Below are 16,356 nucleotides of genomic sequence, written 5' to 3'. Positions count from 1 at the left end.
CGCGCCCCGAACCGATCCAACGGTTCGACGGGCGCCTATCATAGCAGTGGCATTCGCAGCGCCGGGGACGCAGATGGCGTCCATGCCGAACGGGACAGTCACGCTGCCGCCGGTACAATGACCCGAATATTCAGACCAAACGCCGCGATGCGCGCCGGGCGCGCGGGACGGCGTCGTTTTCATCCTGCCATGCGTGTCAAACAGTTGCTTGCCGTGTCGCTGTCGGTGGCGCTTGCGTTGCCGCCGAGCGGCCATGCGCAGAGCGCGTCCGCGCCGCCGCTCGAATCGGCGGCCGGCGGCGCCCGGTCGATTTCCACCGTGCCGTCCGGCATCGCGGCCGGCGTGTTCGGCACGTACGGCGGCGCGGAGAGCCGGTTTTCGGATACGGGCGGCGCGTCGGCGCCGGCCGCGAGCCTGCGTGCGCCGCTTCGCTCGCTGGAGCTGCCCGACCTGGGCGACGGTTCCGGCGGTTCGTTGACGCCGCAGGCTGAGCGCCGGCTCGGCGAGCGCGTGATGCGCGAAGTGCGGCGCGATCCCGACTATCTCGACGACTGGCTCGTGCGCGACTACCTGAACGCGATGGCGGCGCGGCTTGCGGCTGCGGCGGCCGCGCGCTTCATCGGCGGCTACACGCCGGACTTCGACCTGTTCCCGGTGCGCGATCCGCAGATCAATGCGTTCTCGATGCCGGGCGGGTTCATCGGGATCAACAGCGGGCTCGTCGTCACGACGCAGACGGAGTCGGAACTCGCGTCGGTGGTCGGCCACGAGATGGGGCACGTGCTGCAGCGGCACATCGCGCGGATGATCGGTGCAAACGAAAAGACCGGCTATACGGCGCTCGCGGCGATGCTGCTCGGCGTGCTGGCCGGCGTTCTCGCGAGAAGCGGCGACCTCGGCAGCGCGATCGCGGTGGGCGGGCAGGCGTACGCGGTGGACAACCAGCTGCGCTTCTCGCGTTCGGCCGAGCGCGAGGCCGATCGCGTCGGCTTCCAGCTGCTCGCGGGCGCGGGCTATGACCCGTACGGGATGCCGGGCTTCTTCGAGCGGCTCGACCGCGCGTCGATGGGCGATGCGGGCGTGCCGGCCTACGCGCGCACGCACCCGCTGACGGGCGAGCGGATCGCCGACATGGAGGATCGCGCGCGCCGCGCGCCGTACCGGCAGCCGCGCCAGTCGCCCGAATACGGGTTCGTGCGTGCGCGGTTGCGCGTGCTGCAGAACCGCGCGCCGACCGACATCGCGGCCGAGGCGCGGCGGATGCAGTTCGAGATCGACGATCGCACCGCGCCGAACGTCGCGGCGAACTGGTACGGCATCGCGCTCGCGAATGCGCTGCTCGGCGAGTACGACGCGGCCGGCAAGGCGCTCGCGTCGGCACGCAGCGAGTTCGACGCGCGCGAGCGGCGCGAGGGCGATCCGGCGACGAGCTCGCCGAGCCTCGACGTGCTGGCCGCCGACATCGCGCGCCGCGCGGGTCGGGCCGACGACGCAGTGCGGCTTGCGGCGCTCGCGCAGCGGCGCTGGCCGGCCTCGCACGCCGCGATCGTCGCGCATCTTCAGGCGCTGATCGCGGCGCGCCGTTTCGCGGAAGCGCAGGCGCAGGCACGCGCGCAGGCGAAGGCCGACCCCGAGCAGCCGGACTGGTGGGACTATCTTGCGAAGGCGAGCGACGGCAAGGGCGATCTGCTGGCGCGGCGCCGCGCGCTCGCGGAGAAGCTCGCGCTCGACGGCGCATGGCCGTCGGCGATTCGCCAGCTGAAGGAGGCGCGCGATGCGAAGGACGTGTCGTTCTACGAGCAGTCGATGATCGGCGCGCGGCTGCTGGAATTCGAAGCACGCTACAAGGAAGAGCGCGAAGACGAGAAGAACGGCCGCGGGTAGCGGCCGATACAGGCGAAGCGCGGGCGAAGCCGCTGCGGGTCAGTTGCCGCTGTCAGTTGTGTCGCGGGCCTGTTGCGCCGGGCTTGCGACGTAGCCGAACCGCGTGGGCACGTCCGCACCGGCGATGCTGCCGAGCGGCAGCGTGCGGCCGTCGCGCCAGCGCAGCACGGGCGGCGCGGCATCGAGATCGGCGTGATCGGCGAAGAGCCCGAGGTCGTGATCGTGCAGCGCCGCGATGCGCGGCGGCGTGCCGGCCGCGCGAAACAGCACGCCGCCTGCGTCGTCGAGCCAGGCTTCGTCCGGTTCGAACGGCGTGCCGGTCTGGTCGGTGAGCGTGAGCTGCCCGTCGCGCTCGGCGAGCCGGACGACCCAGGGCGTATAGGCAAGCTCGACGTACACGCGCTGCGGGCCGTTCTGGAAGAACCACTGGCCCTGCTCATCACATTCGTAGTTGCGGCCGATGAACGCGTTCAGCGCCGCATGCCGGATCGGCGAACCGAGCTCGCCGGCCGCCTGCGCCGCGTCGTCGCGCAGCCGCCATTCGCCGCGCCGGTCGAGCAGCAGCCAGCCGGTACAGTGCGGGACGTTCGGCCATTTGGCGAGGGCCTGCCTGACGATGTCATCCATGGTCGACGAATTTGGAGCAATAGCCGAACACCCGCGCCGACAGCCAGTCGAGGCGGCCGGGGAACGGCCCGGTCATGAATCCCGCGTGCCCGCCGGCGGCAGGCTGGTCGAGCTCGACGGCCGGCGATACGTCGGCCGGGCCCGGTAGCGCCGATTCAGGCAGGAACGGGTCGTTGCGGGCGTTGAGGATCAGCGTCGGCACGTCGATCGCGGGGAGCAGCGGCCGTGTCGTCGCCTTGGTCCAGTAGTCGTCCGCATCGGCGAAACCGTGCAGCGGCGCGGTCACGACCTCGTCGAAGTCGCGCATCGTCACGGCCTGCAGCATGGCTTCGCGGTCGAACAGCCCCGGGTACTGGTCGAGCTTCGCGAGCGCCTTGCGCTTGAGCGTCTTCAGGAAGCTGCGCGTGTAGACCATCGCAAAGCCTTGCGACAGCGCGCGCCCGCCGGCATGCACGTCGATCGGCGTCGAGATCGCGGCGGCCGCCCGCAGGATCGACGTGTCGCTGCGATGCTCGCCGAGCCAGCGCAGCAGCACGTTGCCGCCGAGCGACACGCCGGCCGCGACGAGCGGCCCGCGATGCTGCGCGGCGAGCCGGCGCAGGATCCAGTCGACCTCGGCGCTGTCGGCGAGATGGTAGAAGCGCGGCTGGCGGTTGATCTCGCCGCTGCAACTGCGGAAGTGCGGCACGACGGCGTGCCAGCCCTTCGCGCGTGCGGCGGCCATCATCGCGAGCGCGTAGTGCGAGCCGGAACTGCCCTCGAGGCCGTGGAACAGCACGAACAGCGGCGCATCGGGCGCCGGCGCGGCGCTGTCGAGATGGGCGACCCAGTCGAGATCGATGAAGTCGTGGTCGGGGGTTTCCCATCGCTCTCGTCGGTAAGCGACGACGGGGCGCCGCGCGAACAGCGCGGGCACGATGGTTTGTGCATGGCTATTGGGCAGCCAGCGTGGTGCGCGATAGCGCAGTATGTCGTCGTCGGGGGCCGGGGCCCCGGTCAGCGGCGAGGTGGGCGGAGAAGCCGTACTCATGATCGCCCCGCGTATGCGTTGCTTCGTCTTTTCGTCAGTGCAGCGGACCCTGCCCATGACGGATCTTCGCGGCGAATTGTCCGGCCGCCTGTTCGGGAATCGGGCTCGCGTGAATATGCGCGATGCGCCACTCGCCACGTTCGTGAATCATCACGTACGTCGCGAAAACCATGTCGGGTTCGGCCGTCAGGTCGGCCTGCTGATGCGCTTCGGCGATCGTATAGACGACCGTGCCGAGGCTGTCGTACACGCGGATGTCGAGCGGCTCGATCGTCACGGGGCGCGTGGCGAGCCGGTTGGCGAGCCCGCTGCGAATCTGGTCGAGGCCGTGCAGATGCTCGCCGTCCGCCCATACGCAGCTGGCGAAATCCTCGTCGATCCACAATCCCAGCAGCGCGTCGAGATTGGCATCGGCGACGGCCTGGTAGTAGGCGTTCAGCGTATCGGCGGCGGCTTCGAAGAGGCGGGCAAAACGTGGCATCGGGGTTATCTCTCGCGCGCGTCGCGCGCCGTATTCAGCACGGCGGCCCGGATGGGGCCGACGTACACCGGTGAATCGGATTGCCCGGCGCGCCGTGCGACGCTGCCGGCCAGGGTCAGCGCTGCCCGACGAGCATGCCGCGCAAATCGCCGAATACCTGCTCGGGACCGAGTTCGCGCAGGCACTTCAGGTGGCCGAGCGGGCACTCGCGTTCGAAGCAGGGACTGCATTCGAGATGAAGCCATTGTACCTTCGCCAGGTCCGACAGCGGAGGGGTGTGGCGCGGATCGGTCGATCCGTACAGTGCGACGAGCGGCCGGCGTAGCGCGGCGGCAACGTGCATCAGCCCCGAATCGTTGGTGACCACCGCATTCGCGCGCGCGATCAGCGCGCACGCCTCCGACAGCGACGTCTGCCCGCACAGGTTGCGCACGTTCGGCGCGTGGTCCGCGATCGCCTGCGCGGCGGCGGCGTCCTTCTGCGAGCCGAGCGCGACGATCTGCGTGTACGGGAACGACTGGTGGACGATGGTGGCGAGCGATGCGAAGTGCTCGGGCGGCCAGCGCTTGGCCGGGCCGTATTCCGCGCCCGGGCAGAACACGACGAGCGGCTTGCGCGTATCGAGATTGAAACGTGCGGACACGCGCGCCGTCTCGTTGAGATCGGCGTCGAGGCGCGGCGCGGGCAGCGTCTTCATCGACTCGGGCAGCTTCGCGCCCGGCGCGTACGCAAGCGCCGCATAGTGGGCCGTCATCGGCGGCCGCTCGCCCGACTTGTCGGGGTTCGCGTGCCGCACGTTCAGCAGCCCGTAGCGGTGCTCGCCCGTGTAGCCGACCCGCAGCGGGATGTTCGCGAGCCACGGGATCACCGCGGATTTCAGCGAATTCGGCAGCACGTACGCCGCGTCGTAGCCGACGTCGCGCAGGTCGCTCGCGAGTTGCCAGCGGCGCAGCAACTGCAGCTTGCCGTGCGCGAGATCGGTCGCGTAGACATCGTGGATCTCGGGCATCCGCTCGAGCACGGGCGCGACCCACGAGGGCGCGACGGCATCGATCGCGATGCGGGGATGGTTTTTCTTCAGCAGCGCAAAAAGCGGCTGCGCCATCAATGCGTCACCGATCCAGTTCGGTGCGATAACCAGCGCTCGACGCATCAGGTCGACTTCCGATGTCGTAATGAAGCACGGCGCTCAGGCGCCGCGTTCGGGTTGCCAGAATGGAGAACGGCGGCGCGCCGGCAATCCGGCTGCGCCGCCTGGGCAGTCGGCGGGCCTGCATCAGCCTGCAGGCCCGGCCGCCGGGGCTCAATGGCCCTTGACGACCTCGCCGTCGCGCAGCTTGTAGCGCGTGCCGCAGTACGGGCAGCGTGCTTCGCCGTGCGAGACGTCGATGAAGACGCGCGGGTGGGCGCTCCAGCGCGCCATGGCCGGGTTCGGGCAGTACGCGGGAAGATCCTTGGCCGTCAGCTCGACCAGCGGCATTTCCTTGATTTCACTCATGAGACTTTCTCTTATCACTCTTTTGTGGGGCGGTCGGTGGCGCGGCGCGCTCAGACCTTCGTCAGCCAGTGCGCGTACTTCGCGTTCTTGCCCGACACGATATCGAAAAACGCCGACTGGAGCTTTTCCGTGACGGGGCCGCGCGCGCCGCTGCCGATCGTGCGGTTGTCGAGCTCGCGGATCGGCGTGACTTCGGCGGCCGTGCCGGTGAAGAATGCTTCGTCGGCCGTGTAGACCTCGTCGCGCGTGATGCGCTTCTCGATCACCTCGATGCCGGCGTCCTTCGCGAGCGTGATGACGGTATCGCGCGTGATGCCGTCGAGGCACGACGACAGGTCGGGCGTGTACAGCTTGCCGTTGTTCACCAGGAAGAAGTTCTCGCCGGAGCCTTCCGACACGTAGCCGTCGACGTCGAGCAGCAGCGCTTCGTCGTAGCCGTCGGCGGTGGCTTCCTGGTTCGCCAGGATCGAGTTCACGTACCAGCCCGACGCCTTCGCGCGCACCATCGACACGTTCACGTGGTGGCGCGTGAACGACGACGTCTTCACGCGGATGCCCTTCGCGAGGCCTTCCTCGCCGAGGTACGCACCCCACGGCCATGCGGCGATCGCGACGTGGATCGTGTTGCCCTTCGCGGCCACGCCGAGCTTTTCCGAACCGACCCAGATGATCGGGCGCAGGTAGCACGACTCGAGCTTGTTCTCGCGCACGACTTCGAGCTGCGCGGCTTCGAGCGTTTCCCGGTCGAACGGCACGTCCATCTGGAAGATCTTCGCCGAATTCAGCAGACGTTTCGTGTGCTCGTACAGGCGGAAGATCGCGGTGCTGCCGTCGGCCGACTTGTACGCGCGCACGCCCTCGAAGACGCCCATGCCGTAATGCAGCGTGTGGGTCAGGACGTGGATCTTGGCGTCGCGCCAGTCGATCAGCTTGCCGTCCATCCAGATCTTGCCGTCGCGGTCGGCCATTGACATAGATTTCTCCTGGGATGCGGTTGTATGCAGCGTTGAGCCGGAAAGACGCTTATTTTAGCGTCATTTGAAGGCGATCCGGTCGGTCGGCGCGGGGCCGGCGCTATAATCGCCCGGTACCGATTCCAATAACGGCGGGTCGTACCGGCAGGAGGCGCCGGCGGCCCGACGAACCGCCCGCCGCGGCCCGCTTCCCATGCTCGCTCGATTGTCCGCCACCGACCGCTTCGCGCTGATCCAGGGCGCGCGCGACTATTCCCCGACGCTGATGGCGATTTTCTCGTGGGGGCTCGTCACCGGCATCGCGATGAGCAAGTCGGTCATGACACTCTGGCAGGCGAGCGCGATGTCGCTGCTGGTCTACGCGGGCTCGTCGCAGCTCGCGGTGCTGCCGCTCCTCGCGGCGAAGCTGCCGATCTGGACCATCCTGCTCACGGCCGCGATGGTCAACACGCGCTTCGTGATCTTCAGCGCCGGGCTTGCTCCCCATTTTTCCTACCTGCCGCTGTGGCGGCGCCTCGCGATCGGCTATTTCAACGGCGACGTGATCTACCTGCTGTTCCAGAAACAGGGCTTCGCCTACGGCCACGTGCCCGGCAAGGAAGCGTATTTCTGGGGGATGGCGCTTGCGAGCTGGCTGTCGTGGCAGGTGTCGTCGCTCGCCGGCATCCTGCTCGCGAGCGTCTTTCCCGCAAGCTGGGGGCTGGAACTGGCCGGCACGCTCGCGCTGATTCCCATCATGGTGTCGGCGGTCGCGAACCGCTCGACGCTCGCGGCCGTCGCGGTCGCCGGCATCGTGTCGCTCATCGCGTTCGACCTGCCGTACCGGCTCGCGCTGCCGCTCGCGGTGCTCGCCGCGCTCGCGGCCGGCTGCACGGCCGATTTCTTCGTCGAGCGGGCCGACTGGCGGCGCATCCGCACCGAAACCGTGCACGAAAAGGAAATTGAATGAGCGCGACGGAAATCTGGATCGTCATCATCGGGATGACGATCGTCACGGCCGTCACGCGCGCGCTGTTCCTGATCGGCGGCGAACGCACCGTGCTGCCCGAGCGTGCGCAGCGCGCGTTGCGCTACGCGCCGGCGGCGGCACTGGTCGCCGTCGTGCTGCCCGACGTGCTCGAAACGCCGGGCGGGCTGTCGTTCGCGCTGTCCAACCATCCGTTCTACGCGGCGCTCGCCGGCCTCGGCTGGTTCCTGTGGCGGCGCAGCATGCTCGGCACGATCGTCGTCGGGATGCTCGTCTTCACCGTGCTGCGCCTGGTCTTCTGATGGTCCGCCGTTCAGGCCCGCCGCGTACCGGCCGCTTGCGCGGGTGCATTGCTGCGTTGCGGCAATGCGTCCATTCCGGCGCGCGATCCCAAATAGGCGGAATTCGCCGCCCGCGGGTCAGTCTGCCGGGTGGATCGGCTAGAATGCCCGTTCAAGATTTTTTACCCGTGCGCGTCATGCGAACCGCCAGCCACGGCCGCATCCGGCGCCCTTTCGCGGCAGCCCGCGCACGTCCAGCGTGAACCCCCTTTCCCCATCCACCACTTCAATTTGTTCAACATGAGCCAAGTCAAGCGTCTTACCGACCTGATCGCCGCCGGCCAGCTCGCCGGCAAGCGGGTATTCATCCGTGCCGACCTGAACGTCCCGCAGGACGACCAGGGCAACATCACCGAAGACACGCGCGTGCGCGCGTCCGTGCCGGCCATCCAGGCCGCGCTCGACGCCGGCGCGGCCGTGATGGTCACGTCGCACCTCGGCCGTCCGACCGAAGGCGAATTCAAGCCGGAAGATTCGCTCGCGCCGGTCGCGAAGCGGCTCGCCGAGCTGCTCGGCCGTGACGTGCCGCTGGTGTCGAACTGGGTCGAGAACGGCGTGAACGTTGCGCCGGGCCAGGTCGTGCTGCTCGAGAACTGCCGCGTGAACAAGGGCGAGAAGAAGAATTCGGACGAGCTCGCGCAGAAGATGGCGAAGCTCTGCGACGTGTACGTGAACGACGCGTTCGGCACCGCGCACCGCGCGGAAGCGACCACGCACGGGATCGCGAAGTACGCGCCGGTCGCGTGCGCGGGCCCGCTGCTGGCCGCGGAACTCGACGCGCTCGGCAAGGCGCTCGGCAACCCGGCGCGCCCGCTGGTGGCGATCGTCGCCGGCTCGAAGGTGTCGACCAAGCTCACGATCCTCAAGTCGCTGGCCGGCAAGGTCGACCAGCTGATCGTCGGCGGCGGCATCGCGAACACGTTCATGCTCGCGGCCGGCCTGTCGATCGGCAAGTCGCTCGCGGAAGCCGACCTCGTCGACGAGGCGAAGGCGATCATCGACGAAGCGCGCGAGCGCGGTGCGTCGGTGCCGATCCCGACCGACGTCGTGACGGCCAAGGAATTCTCGCCGACGGCCGTGGCCACGGTGAAGCAGGTCGCCGACATCGAAGCGGACGACATGATCCTCGACATCGGCCCGGACACCGCCAAGGCGCTCGCGAGCCAGCTCGAGAAGGCCGGCACGATCGTGTGGAACGGCCCGGTCGGTGTGTTCGAGTTCGACCAGTTCGGCAACGGCACCAAGACGCTCGCGGAAGCGATCGCCAAATCGTCCGCGTTCTCGATCGCGGGCGGCGGCGACACGCTCGCGGCCATCGCGAAGTACGGCATCCATGACCAGGTCAGCTACATCTCGACGGGCGGCGGCGCCTTCCTCGAGTTCCTCGAGGGGAAGAAGCTGCCGGCGGTGGAAGTGCTGGAAACGCGGGCGGCCTGAGCGTGGCGGCGCGCGCAGGGGTGACGAAGGCCGCGCGCTCCGCGAAAGCGGAGCCCGCGGCCGGCGCGGGCAAGCGCAAACGCGCGCCCGCGCGGGCGAACACCGCCCCGCGCGCACCGGCGGCCGCCGGCGACGCGGCCGAGCAGCACCACGAGATTCAGAACAAAGCGATGCCGGGCGCAAGCACCGGCACGCCCCCCGGAGCGGCGGCCGCTGGGCCTGCCGCTTCCGGCTCTCGCAGCGTTTCACCCAGCGCATCCACCTTGATCCAGATGAGGAGTTTCATGCAGCGCGCCACCAAGATAGTCGCCACGATCGGCCCGGCTTCCAGTTCGCCGGAGATTCTGCTGCAGATGATGCAGGCGGGCCTCGACGTCGTGCGGCTCAATTTTTCGCACGGCACGGCCGACGATCACCGCCAGCGCGCCGAGATGGTGCGCGAGGCCGCCCGCAAGGTCGGGCGCGAGATCGCGATCATGGCCGACCTCCAGGGCCCGAAGATCCGCGTCGGCAAGTTCGAGAACGGCAAGACGACGCTCGAGCCGGGCCAGGCCTTCATCCTCGACGCGGGCTGCGAGCTGGGCAACGACGAGCGCGTCGGCCTCGACTACAAGGAGCTGCCGCGTGACCTGCGCACGGGCGACCTGCTGCTGCTGAACGACGGCCTGATCGTGCTGACCGTCGAGCGCGTGCTCGGCGACGAGATCCACACGATCGTCAAGGTGGGCGGCGAGCTGTCGAACAACAAGGGCATCAACCGCCAGGGCGGCGGCCTGTCGGCGCCCGCACTGACCGCGAAGGACATGGAAGACATCCGCACCGCGATGTCGCTCGGCGCGGACCTGGTGGCGGTGTCGTTCCCGAAGAACGCGACCGACATGGAAATGGCGCGCCAGCTCGCGAACATCGCGGGCGCGCCGTACGGCATCAAGCCGAAGATGATCGCGAAGATCGAGCGCGCGGAAGCGATTCCGGCGCTGCAAAGCATTCTCGACGCGTCCGACGGCATCATGGTCGCGCGCGGCGACCTCGCGGTGGAAGTGGGCAACGCGGCCGTGCCCGCGCTGCAGAAGCGGATGATCCGGATGGCGCGCGAGTCGAACAAGCTCGTGATCACCGCGACGCAGATGATGGAATCGATGATCCACGCGCCGGTGCCGACGCGTGCGGAAGTATCGGACGTCGCGAACGCGGTGCTCGACGGCACCGACGCGGTGATGCTGTCGGCCGAGACGGCCGCCGGCAAGTATCCGGTCGTCACGATCGAGACGATGGCGGCCGTGTGCGTCGAGGCGGAGAAGTCGGAAGAAGTCGAGCTGGACAAGGATTTCCTCGACCGCACGTTCACGCGGATCGACCAGTCGATCGCGATGGGCGCGCTGTTCACCGCGTACCACCTGGGCGCAAAGGCGATCATCGCGCTGACCGAATCGGGCGCGACCGCGCTGTGGATGTCGCGTCACTACACGCACGTGCCGATCTTCGCGCTGACGCCGCGCGTCGGCAGCGAGCGCACGATGGCGCTGTACCGCAACGTGACGCCGCTGCACGTCGACTTCAACAGCGACCGCGACTCGGCGCTGCAGGCGGCGCTCGAGATCGTCGTCAAGCAGGGCTACGTGCAGCACGGCGACATGGTCGTGCTGACCGTCGGCGAGCCGATGGGGCAGGCGGGCGGCACCAACACGCTGAAGATCGTGCGGGTCGGCGAGCACTATTGAGCGCCGGCTGAACATCGGGCCGGCCAGCGGGCCGGCGCCGGATCGGCTGGAAAATCGATCGGGCACCGTTTTTTACGCGAAAGCCGCGTGGGGTCGAAGCCCCGCGCGGCTTTTTTTCTCATTTTTGCCCGCATTGTGCCGTGCGAACGTAACAAATTGCGAGTCGGCGCCACCGGGCGGTCGGAATCGGAGGCGCTTCGCGATAAAATGCGGCTATTCGACGCTCAGCCGCGCCGCGCCACCCCGGGTTCGTCCGGGAGCGAGCGCCGCGCCGGCGTCAGGGCGCACCGGTTTTCATTCCATGGAGTTCCACAATGCCTCTCGTATCAATGCGTCAATTGCTGGACCACGCGGCGGAGCACGGTTACGGCCTGCCGGCCTTCAACGTGAACAACCTGGAGCAGGTCCAGGCGATCATGGCGGCGGCGGACCAGGTCGGCGCGCCCGTGATCATGCAGGCATCGGCCGGCGCGCGTAAGTACGCGGGCGAGCCGTTCCTGCGCCACCTGATCGAAGCAGCAGTCGAGTCGTACCCGCACATCCCGGTCGTGATGCACCAGGATCACGGCCAGTCGCCGGCAGTCTGCATGGCCGCGATCCGCAGCGGCTTCACCAGCGTGATGATGGACGGTTCGCTGGAAGCCGACGGCAAGACGGTCGCATCGTACGAGTACAACGTCGACGTGTCGCGCAAGGTCGTCGAGATGGCGCACTCGATCGGCGTGACGGTCGAGGCCGAACTCGGCGTGCTCGGCTCGCTCGAGACGATGAAGGGCGACAAGGAAGACGGCCACGGCGCGGAAGGCACGATGACCCGCGAGCAGCTGCTGACCGATCCGGAGCAGGCCGCCGACTTCGTGAAGCTCACGCAGTGCGATGCACTCGCGATCGCGATCGGCACGTCGCACGGCGCGTACAAGTTCTCGAAGAAGCCGACGGGCGACATCCTGTCGATCCAGCGCATCAAGGAAATCCACGCGCGCATCCCGAACACCCACCTGGTGATGCACGGTTCGTCGTCGGTGCCGCAGGAACTGCTGGCCGAGATCCGCGAATTCGGCGGCGACATGAAGGAAACCTACGGCGTGCCGGTCGAGGAAATCCAGGAAGGCATCAAGCACGGCGTGCGCAAGATCAACATCGACACCGACCTGCGTCTGGCGATCACCGGTGCGATCCGCCGCTACCTGTTCGAGAACCCGGGCAAGTTCGATCCGCGCGATTACCTGAAGCCCGCGCGCGAAGCGGCGAAGCAGGTCTGCGTCGACCGCTACCTCGCGTTCGGTTGCGAAGGCCAGGCCGGCAAGATCAAGCCGGTGGCGCTCGACAAGATCGCCGAGCAGTACAAGTCCGGCGCGCTCGCACAGGTCGTGCGCTGAGACTGTAGTACGATTGCCGCGCCCGATGTGGGCAACGGCAAGGTTGTCCGGCCGGATCTGATCCGGCCCCACAGCCGCTCCGTCCGGCCGAACGAGGGCCGGCCGGCAACTGCCCGGGCGCTGTCGCCCGGCCGGTTCGCCGACGTATTGCAAGACCGCCGTTCCCGCCTGCCGCGGGGAACGGCGTTTCCCTTTTTGTTTGGCTCCTTATCTGCGAAAAGACGATGTCTACCCTCTACGAATCCACGCTCCGCTCGCTGCCGCTCCTCGGTCGCGGCAAGGTCCGCGATAACTACGCGGTCGGCAACGACAAGCTCCTGATCGTCACGACCGATCGCCTGTCGGCATTCGACGTGGTGATGGGCGAGCCGATTCCGAACAAGGGCCGCGTGCTGAACCAGATGGCGAACTTCTGGTTCGACAAGCTTGCGCACATCGTGCCGAACCACCTGACGGGCGACGCGCCGGAAGCGGTTGTCGCCGCCGACGAGGTCGAGCAGGTGAAGGGCCGCGGCGTGGTCGTCAAGCGCCTCGAGCCGATCATGATCGAAGCAGTCGTGCGCGGCTACCTGGCCGGCAGCGGCTGGAAGGAATACCAGGCGTCGGGCGCCGTGTGCGGCGTGCAGCTGCCGGAAGGCCTGCAGAACGCGCAGAAGCTACCCGAGCCGATCTTCACGCCGGCCGCGAAGGCCGAGATGGGCGAGCACGACGAGAACATCACGTTCGAGGAAACCGAGCGCCGCATCGGCACCGAGCTGGCCGCGACGATCCGCGACATCTCGATCAAGCTGTACAAGGAAGCGGCCGACTACGCGGCCACGCGCGGCATCATCATCGCCGACACGAAGTTCGAATTCGGCCTCGACAACCACGGCAAGCTGTACCTGATGGACGAAGTGCTGACCGCCGATTCGTCGCGCTTCTGGCCGGCCGACCAGTACGAAGTCGGCACGAACCCGCCGTCGTTCGACAAGCAGTTCGTGCGCGACTGGCTCGAGGCGCAGCCGTGGGGCAAGACCGCGCCGGCGCCTGCGCTGCCGGCCGACGTCGTCGAGAAGACGGCCGCGAAGTATCAGGAAGCGCTCGAGCGCATCACGGGCCAGTCGCTGGCCTGATCGGGGAACGGAACACATGAGCGAAGTTCAGACTGCCCACACGCACAGCGCGCCGCTCGTCGGCGTGCTGATGGGTTCGAGTTCCGACTGGGACGTGATGAAGCACGCGGTCGCCATCCTGCAGGAATTCGGCGTGCCGTACGAAGCGAAGGTCGTGTCCGCGCACCGGATGCCCGACGAGATGTTTGATTATGCGGAGAAGGCGCGCGAGCGCGGGCTGCGCGCGATCATCGCGGGCGCCGGCGGCGCCGCGCACCTGCCCGGCATGCTGGCCGCGAAAACCACGGTGCCGGTGCTCGGCGTGCCGGTCGCGAGCAAGTACCTGAAGGGTGTCGATTCGCTGCACTCGATCGTGCAGATGCCGAAGGGCGTGCCCGTCGCGACGTTCGCGATCGGCGAGGCCGGTGCCGCGAATGCCGCGCTGTTCGCGGTGTCGATCCTGTCCGGCAACTCGGTCGACTATGCGAACCGCCTCGCCGCGTTCCGCGTGCGCCAGAACGAAGCCGCGCACGCGATGGTGCTGCCGCCGCTGGAATGACGGCGCATCGGCGGCCGCACTGCCATTCCGGCGGCTGCCTGACTTCCCCACTGCGGCGGGCAGCGCCCGCCGCGACCGACCACTGACATGACCGCAACTCCTGATTCCGTTTCCCCGATCCTGCCCGGCGCGTGGCTTGGCATGGTCGGCGGTGGCCAGCTCGGCCGCATGTTCTGCTTTGCCGCCCAGTCGATGGGCTATCGCGTCGCCGTGCTCGATCCCGATCCGACGAGCCCCGCCGGCGCGGTCGCCGACCGCCACCTGCGCGCGGCCTACGACGACGAAGCCGCACTCGCCGAACTGGCCGACCTGTGCGACGCGGTATCGACGGAATTCGAGAACGTGCCGGCTGCGAGCCTCGATTTCCTCGCGCGCACGACGTTCGTCGCGCCCGCCGGCCGCTGCGTCGCGGTCGCGCAGGACCGGATCGCGGAGAAGCGCTTCATCGAAGCGTCGGGCGTGCCCGTCGCGCCGCACGTCGTGATCGAATCGGCGGCGGCGCTTGCCGCGCTCGACGACGCCGCCCTCGACGCGGTGCTGCCGGGCATCCTGAAGACGGCGCGCCTCGGCTACGACGGCAAGGGCCAGGTGCGTGTGAGCACCGCGCAGGAAGCGCGCGACGCGCATGCGGCGCTGAACGGCGTGCCGTGCGTGCTCGAAAAGCGCCTGCCGCTGAAATACGAAGTGTCGGCGCTGATCGCGCGCGGCGCCGACGGCCGCTCGGCCGCGTTCCCGCTCGCGCAGAACGTGCACCACAACGGCATCCTCGCGCTGACCGTCGTGCCCGCGCCGGCCGCCGATGCGGCGCGCGTCGAAGAGGCGCAGCAGGCCGCCGTGCGGATCGCGGATACGCTCGGCTACGTTGGCGTGCTGTGCGTCGAATTCTTCGTGCTGGAAGACGGTTCGTTCGTCGCGAACGAGATGGCGCCGCGCCCGCACAACTCCGGCCACTACACGGTCGATGCGTGCGCCACGAGCCAGTTCGAGCAGCAGGTGCGCGCGATGACGCGCATGCCGCTCGGCAACACGCGCCAGCATTCGCCGGCCGCGATGCTGAACATCCTCGGCGACGTGTGGTTCCCGAACGGTGCGACCGGCGCAGGTGCCGCAGGCGAGTCCGTCACGCCGCCGTGGGACACGGTCGCGGCGATGCCGACCGCGCACCTGCACCTGTACGGCAAGGAAGAGGCGCGCATCGGCCGCAAGATGGGCCACGTGAACTTCACGGCCGAAACGCGCGACGAAGCCGTTGCCGCGGCCACCGCGTGCGCGCAGCTGCTGCGCGTGCCGCTCGACTGAGGCGCCAGCCGATGTCCATCGATCTTCCGAACTCCGTGACTGTTGCGCAGATCGACGCGGCCTCCGCGTTGCTCGACGCGGGCCAGCTCGTCGCCTTTCCGACCGAAACCGTCTACGGGCTCGGCGGCGATGCGGCGAATCCCGAGGCCGTCGCGCGCATCTACGCGGCGAAGGGGCGGCCCGCGAATCATCCGGTGATCGTGCACCTGCCGCCCGGCGGCGATCCCGGCTACTGGGTCGACGATCTGCCGGCCGACGCGCAGGCGTTGATCGATGCGTTCTGGCCGGGCCCGCTGACGCTGATCCTGAAGCGCCACGCGCGCATTCCGGACGCCGTGAGCGGCGGCCAGGATTCGGTCGGGCTGCGCTGCCCGTCGCATCCGGTTGCGCAGGCGCTGCTGGCCGCGTTCAGCGCGCGGCGCGGCGGGCATGGCGGCGTGGCTGCGCCGTCCGCGAACCGGTTCGGCCATGTGAGCCCGACCACCGCGCAGCACGTGCGTGACGAATTCGGCGAAACCGTGCACGTGCTCGACGGCGGCGCATCGGAAGTCGGTATCGAATCGACGATCGTCGACCTGTCGCGCGGTTTCCCGGCGCTGCTGCGCCCGGGGCACGTGACGCCGCAGCAGATCGCCGACGTGCTCGGCCGCGCGCCGAAGCTGCCGGACGGCAGCGACGCGACCGCGCCGCGCGCGTCCGGCACGCTGAAGGCGCACTACGCGCCGCGCACGCCGCTCGCGCTGCTGCCGTTCGACGCGCTCGAGCCGCTGCTCGCGGCCGCGCAAACCGATGGCGAACGCGTCGCGCTGGTCGCCCGCGCGTCGCGCGCGGGGCAGTGGGCGCAGGCCGACGGCGTGCATTTCGTCGCGGCGCCGGAAGATCCGTCCGCGTATGCGCGCGAGCTGTACGGGATGCTGCGTGCGCTCGACCGCGCACAGGTCGCGCGCATCCTCGTCGAAAAGTTGCCGGAGACCGTCGAATGGATCGCGGTCAACGACCGGCTCGGCCGCGCGGCCGCGGCGTTCGAAGCGGCCGAATGACGAAGGCGCACGGTTGACGCGACCG

General features: G+C 68.7%; 17 protein-coding genes. 10 read left to right on the top strand and 7 right to left on the bottom strand.

Going from position 1 to position 16,356, the window contains the following annotated elements:
- Nucleotides 1-189 precede the first annotated feature (189 nt).
- Complete coding sequence (locus LXE91_RS02055; protein ID WP_039360601.1) at nt 190-1,884, top strand: M48 family metalloprotease; 1,695 nt, start codon at nt 190-192, stop codon at nt 1,882-1,884.
- Between the two features lie 39 nt (nt 1,885-1,923).
- On the opposite strand, the gene LXE91_RS02050 is transcribed toward LXE91_RS02055, so the two are convergent.
- From LXE91_RS02050 to LXE91_RS02025, 6 genes are all read right to left on the bottom strand, one after another.
- Nucleotides 1,924-2,511, bottom strand: a complete 588-nt coding sequence (locus LXE91_RS02050) for a DUF2946 family protein (protein ID WP_039360604.1) — start codon at nt 2,509-2,511, stop codon at nt 1,924-1,926.
- Nucleotides 2,504-3,541, bottom strand: coding sequence for a hydrolase (locus LXE91_RS02045; protein ID WP_039360607.1), 1,038 nt, complete (start codon nt 3,539-3,541; stop codon nt 2,504-2,506). Before LXE91_RS02045 ends, LXE91_RS02050 begins: the two co-directional genes overlap by 8 nt.
- Before the next feature lie 34 nt (nt 3,542-3,575).
- Nucleotides 3,576-4,022 (bottom strand): nuclear transport factor 2 family protein, encoded by a 447-nt coding sequence (locus LXE91_RS02040; RefSeq protein ID WP_006749968.1) that lies wholly within the window; start codon nt 4,020-4,022, stop codon nt 3,576-3,578.
- Nucleotides 4,023-4,137: 115 nt separating this feature from the next.
- Complete coding sequence (waaF, locus tag LXE91_RS02035; protein ID WP_039360609.1) at nt 4,138-5,175, bottom strand: lipopolysaccharide heptosyltransferase II; 1,038 nt, start codon at nt 5,173-5,175, stop codon at nt 4,138-4,140.
- Nucleotides 5,176-5,325: 150 nt separating this feature from the next.
- Nucleotides 5,326-5,520, bottom strand: coding sequence for a zinc-finger domain-containing protein (locus tag LXE91_RS02030; protein ID WP_006749970.1), 195 nt, complete (start codon nt 5,518-5,520; stop codon nt 5,326-5,328).
- Between the two features lie 50 nt (nt 5,521-5,570).
- Nucleotides 5,571-6,494: a branched-chain amino acid transaminase gene (locus LXE91_RS02025; RefSeq protein ID WP_011353071.1), complete on the bottom strand. Its 924-nt coding sequence runs from the start codon at nt 6,492-6,494 to the stop codon at nt 5,571-5,573.
- Between the two features lie 193 nt (nt 6,495-6,687).
- Between LXE91_RS02025 and LXE91_RS02020 the strand changes: the two genes are divergently transcribed.
- From LXE91_RS02020 to LXE91_RS02010, 3 genes are all read left to right on the top strand, one after another.
- The gene (locus LXE91_RS02020) at nt 6,688-7,443 is read left to right on the top strand and encodes an AzlC family ABC transporter permease (protein WP_039360612.1); all 756 of its coding nucleotides are present in this window, start codon (nt 6,688-6,690) and stop codon (nt 7,441-7,443) included.
- A complete protein-coding gene (locus LXE91_RS02015; RefSeq protein WP_039360615.1) occupies nt 7,440-7,763 on the top strand; it encodes an AzlD domain-containing protein in 324 nt (107 codons plus the stop codon). Before LXE91_RS02020 ends, LXE91_RS02015 begins: the two co-directional genes overlap by 4 nt.
- A gap of 279 nt (nt 7,764-8,042) precedes the next feature.
- Nucleotides 8,043-9,239 (top strand): phosphoglycerate kinase, encoded by a 1,197-nt coding sequence (locus tag LXE91_RS02010; RefSeq protein ID WP_039360684.1) that lies wholly within the window; start codon nt 8,043-8,045, stop codon nt 9,237-9,239.
- Nucleotides 9,240-9,396: 157 nt separating this feature from the next.
- On the opposite strand, the gene LXE91_RS02005 is transcribed toward LXE91_RS02010, so the two are convergent.
- Complete coding sequence (locus LXE91_RS02005; protein ID WP_256093618.1) at nt 9,397-9,525, bottom strand: hypothetical protein; 129 nt, start codon at nt 9,523-9,525, stop codon at nt 9,397-9,399.
- Here LXE91_RS02005 and pyk point away from each other — a divergent pair.
- The 6 genes from pyk (at nt 9,524) to LXE91_RS01975 (ending at nt 16,331) form a co-directional block, all read left to right on the top strand.
- Nucleotides 9,524-10,960, top strand: a complete 1,437-nt coding sequence (pyk, locus tag LXE91_RS02000) for a pyruvate kinase (RefSeq protein WP_039360687.1) — start codon at nt 9,524-9,526, stop codon at nt 10,958-10,960. The two genes, LXE91_RS02005 and pyk, sit on opposite strands and share 2 nt — an antisense overlap.
- A 314-nt stretch (nt 10,961-11,274) precedes the next feature.
- Nucleotides 11,275-12,339, top strand: coding sequence for a class II fructose-bisphosphate aldolase (gene fba / locus LXE91_RS01995; protein WP_034189083.1), 1,065 nt, complete (start codon nt 11,275-11,277; stop codon nt 12,337-12,339).
- 224 nt (nt 12,340-12,563) lie between these two features.
- Nucleotides 12,564-13,454 carry a phosphoribosylaminoimidazolesuccinocarboxamide synthase gene (locus tag LXE91_RS01990; protein WP_039360621.1) on the top strand — a complete coding sequence of 297 codons (891 nt, stop codon included), beginning with the start codon at nt 12,564-12,566 and terminating at the stop codon, nt 13,452-13,454.
- Nucleotides 13,455-13,470: 16 nt separating this feature from the next.
- Nucleotides 13,471-13,992, top strand: a complete 522-nt coding sequence (purE, locus tag LXE91_RS01985; protein WP_039360624.1) for a 5-(carboxyamino)imidazole ribonucleotide mutase — start codon at nt 13,471-13,473, stop codon at nt 13,990-13,992.
- A gap of 87 nt (nt 13,993-14,079) precedes the next feature.
- Entirely contained in the window at nt 14,080-15,291 is a 1,212-nt protein-coding gene (locus tag LXE91_RS01980) for a 5-(carboxyamino)imidazole ribonucleotide synthase (RefSeq protein ID WP_039360627.1), read from the top strand.
- Between the two features lie 11 nt (nt 15,292-15,302).
- Entirely contained in the window at nt 15,303-16,331 is a 1,029-nt protein-coding gene (locus tag LXE91_RS01975) for an L-threonylcarbamoyladenylate synthase (protein ID WP_039360629.1), read from the top strand.
- The last annotated feature ends 25 nt before the right edge of the window (nt 16,332-16,356 follow it).

It is taken from the genome of Burkholderia contaminans (assembly GCF_029633825.1).
Lineage (GTDB): Bacteria > Pseudomonadota > Gammaproteobacteria > Burkholderiales > Burkholderiaceae > Burkholderia > Burkholderia contaminans.
The sequence above is the reverse complement of the archived record's forward strand: the minus strand, read 5'-3'. Positions and strand labels throughout refer to the sequence as shown.

What these genes read in the sequence shown, in the direction of transcription:
- LXE91_RS02055 (WP_039360601.1), top strand. Translation starts at nt 190, where the DNA reads ATGCGTGTCAAACAGTTGCTTGCCGTGTCGCTGTCGGTGGCGCTTGCG.
- LXE91_RS02050 (WP_039360604.1), bottom strand. Translation starts at nt 2,511, where the DNA reads ATGGATGACATCGTCAGGCAGGCCCTCGCCAAATGGCCGAACGTCCCG.
- LXE91_RS02045 (WP_039360607.1), bottom strand. Translation starts at nt 3,541, where the DNA reads ATGAGTACGGCTTCTCCGCCCACCTCGCCGCTGACCGGGGCCCCGGCC.
- LXE91_RS02040 (WP_006749968.1), bottom strand. Translation starts at nt 4,022, where the DNA reads ATGCCACGTTTTGCCCGCCTCTTCGAAGCCGCCGCCGATACGCTGAAC.
- waaF (WP_039360609.1), bottom strand. Translation starts at nt 5,175, where the DNA reads ATGCGTCGAGCGCTGGTTATCGCACCGAACTGGATCGGTGACGCATTG.
- LXE91_RS02030 (WP_006749970.1), bottom strand. Translation starts at nt 5,520, where the DNA reads ATGAGTGAAATCAAGGAAATGCCGCTGGTCGAGCTGACGGCCAAGGAT.
- LXE91_RS02025 (WP_011353071.1), bottom strand. Translation starts at nt 6,494, where the DNA reads ATGTCAATGGCCGACCGCGACGGCAAGATCTGGATGGACGGCAAGCTG.
- LXE91_RS02020 (WP_039360612.1), top strand. Translation starts at nt 6,688, where the DNA reads ATGCTCGCTCGATTGTCCGCCACCGACCGCTTCGCGCTGATCCAGGGC.
- LXE91_RS02015 (WP_039360615.1), top strand. Translation starts at nt 7,440, where the DNA reads ATGAGCGCGACGGAAATCTGGATCGTCATCATCGGGATGACGATCGTC.
- LXE91_RS02010 (WP_039360684.1), top strand. Translation starts at nt 8,043, where the DNA reads ATGAGCCAAGTCAAGCGTCTTACCGACCTGATCGCCGCCGGCCAGCTC.
- pyk (WP_039360687.1), top strand. Translation starts at nt 9,524, where the DNA reads ATGCAGCGCGCCACCAAGATAGTCGCCACGATCGGCCCGGCTTCCAGT.
- LXE91_RS02005 (WP_256093618.1), bottom strand. Translation starts at nt 9,525, where the DNA reads ATGAAACTCCTCATCTGGATCAAGGTGGATGCGCTGGGTGAAACGCTG.
- fba (WP_034189083.1), top strand. Translation starts at nt 11,275, where the DNA reads ATGCCTCTCGTATCAATGCGTCAATTGCTGGACCACGCGGCGGAGCAC.
- LXE91_RS01990 (WP_039360621.1), top strand. Translation starts at nt 12,564, where the DNA reads ATGTCTACCCTCTACGAATCCACGCTCCGCTCGCTGCCGCTCCTCGGT.
- purE (WP_039360624.1), top strand. Translation starts at nt 13,471, where the DNA reads ATGAGCGAAGTTCAGACTGCCCACACGCACAGCGCGCCGCTCGTCGGC.
- LXE91_RS01980 (WP_039360627.1), top strand. Translation starts at nt 14,080, where the DNA reads ATGACCGCAACTCCTGATTCCGTTTCCCCGATCCTGCCCGGCGCGTGG.
- LXE91_RS01975 (WP_039360629.1), top strand. Translation starts at nt 15,303, where the DNA reads ATGTCCATCGATCTTCCGAACTCCGTGACTGTTGCGCAGATCGACGCG.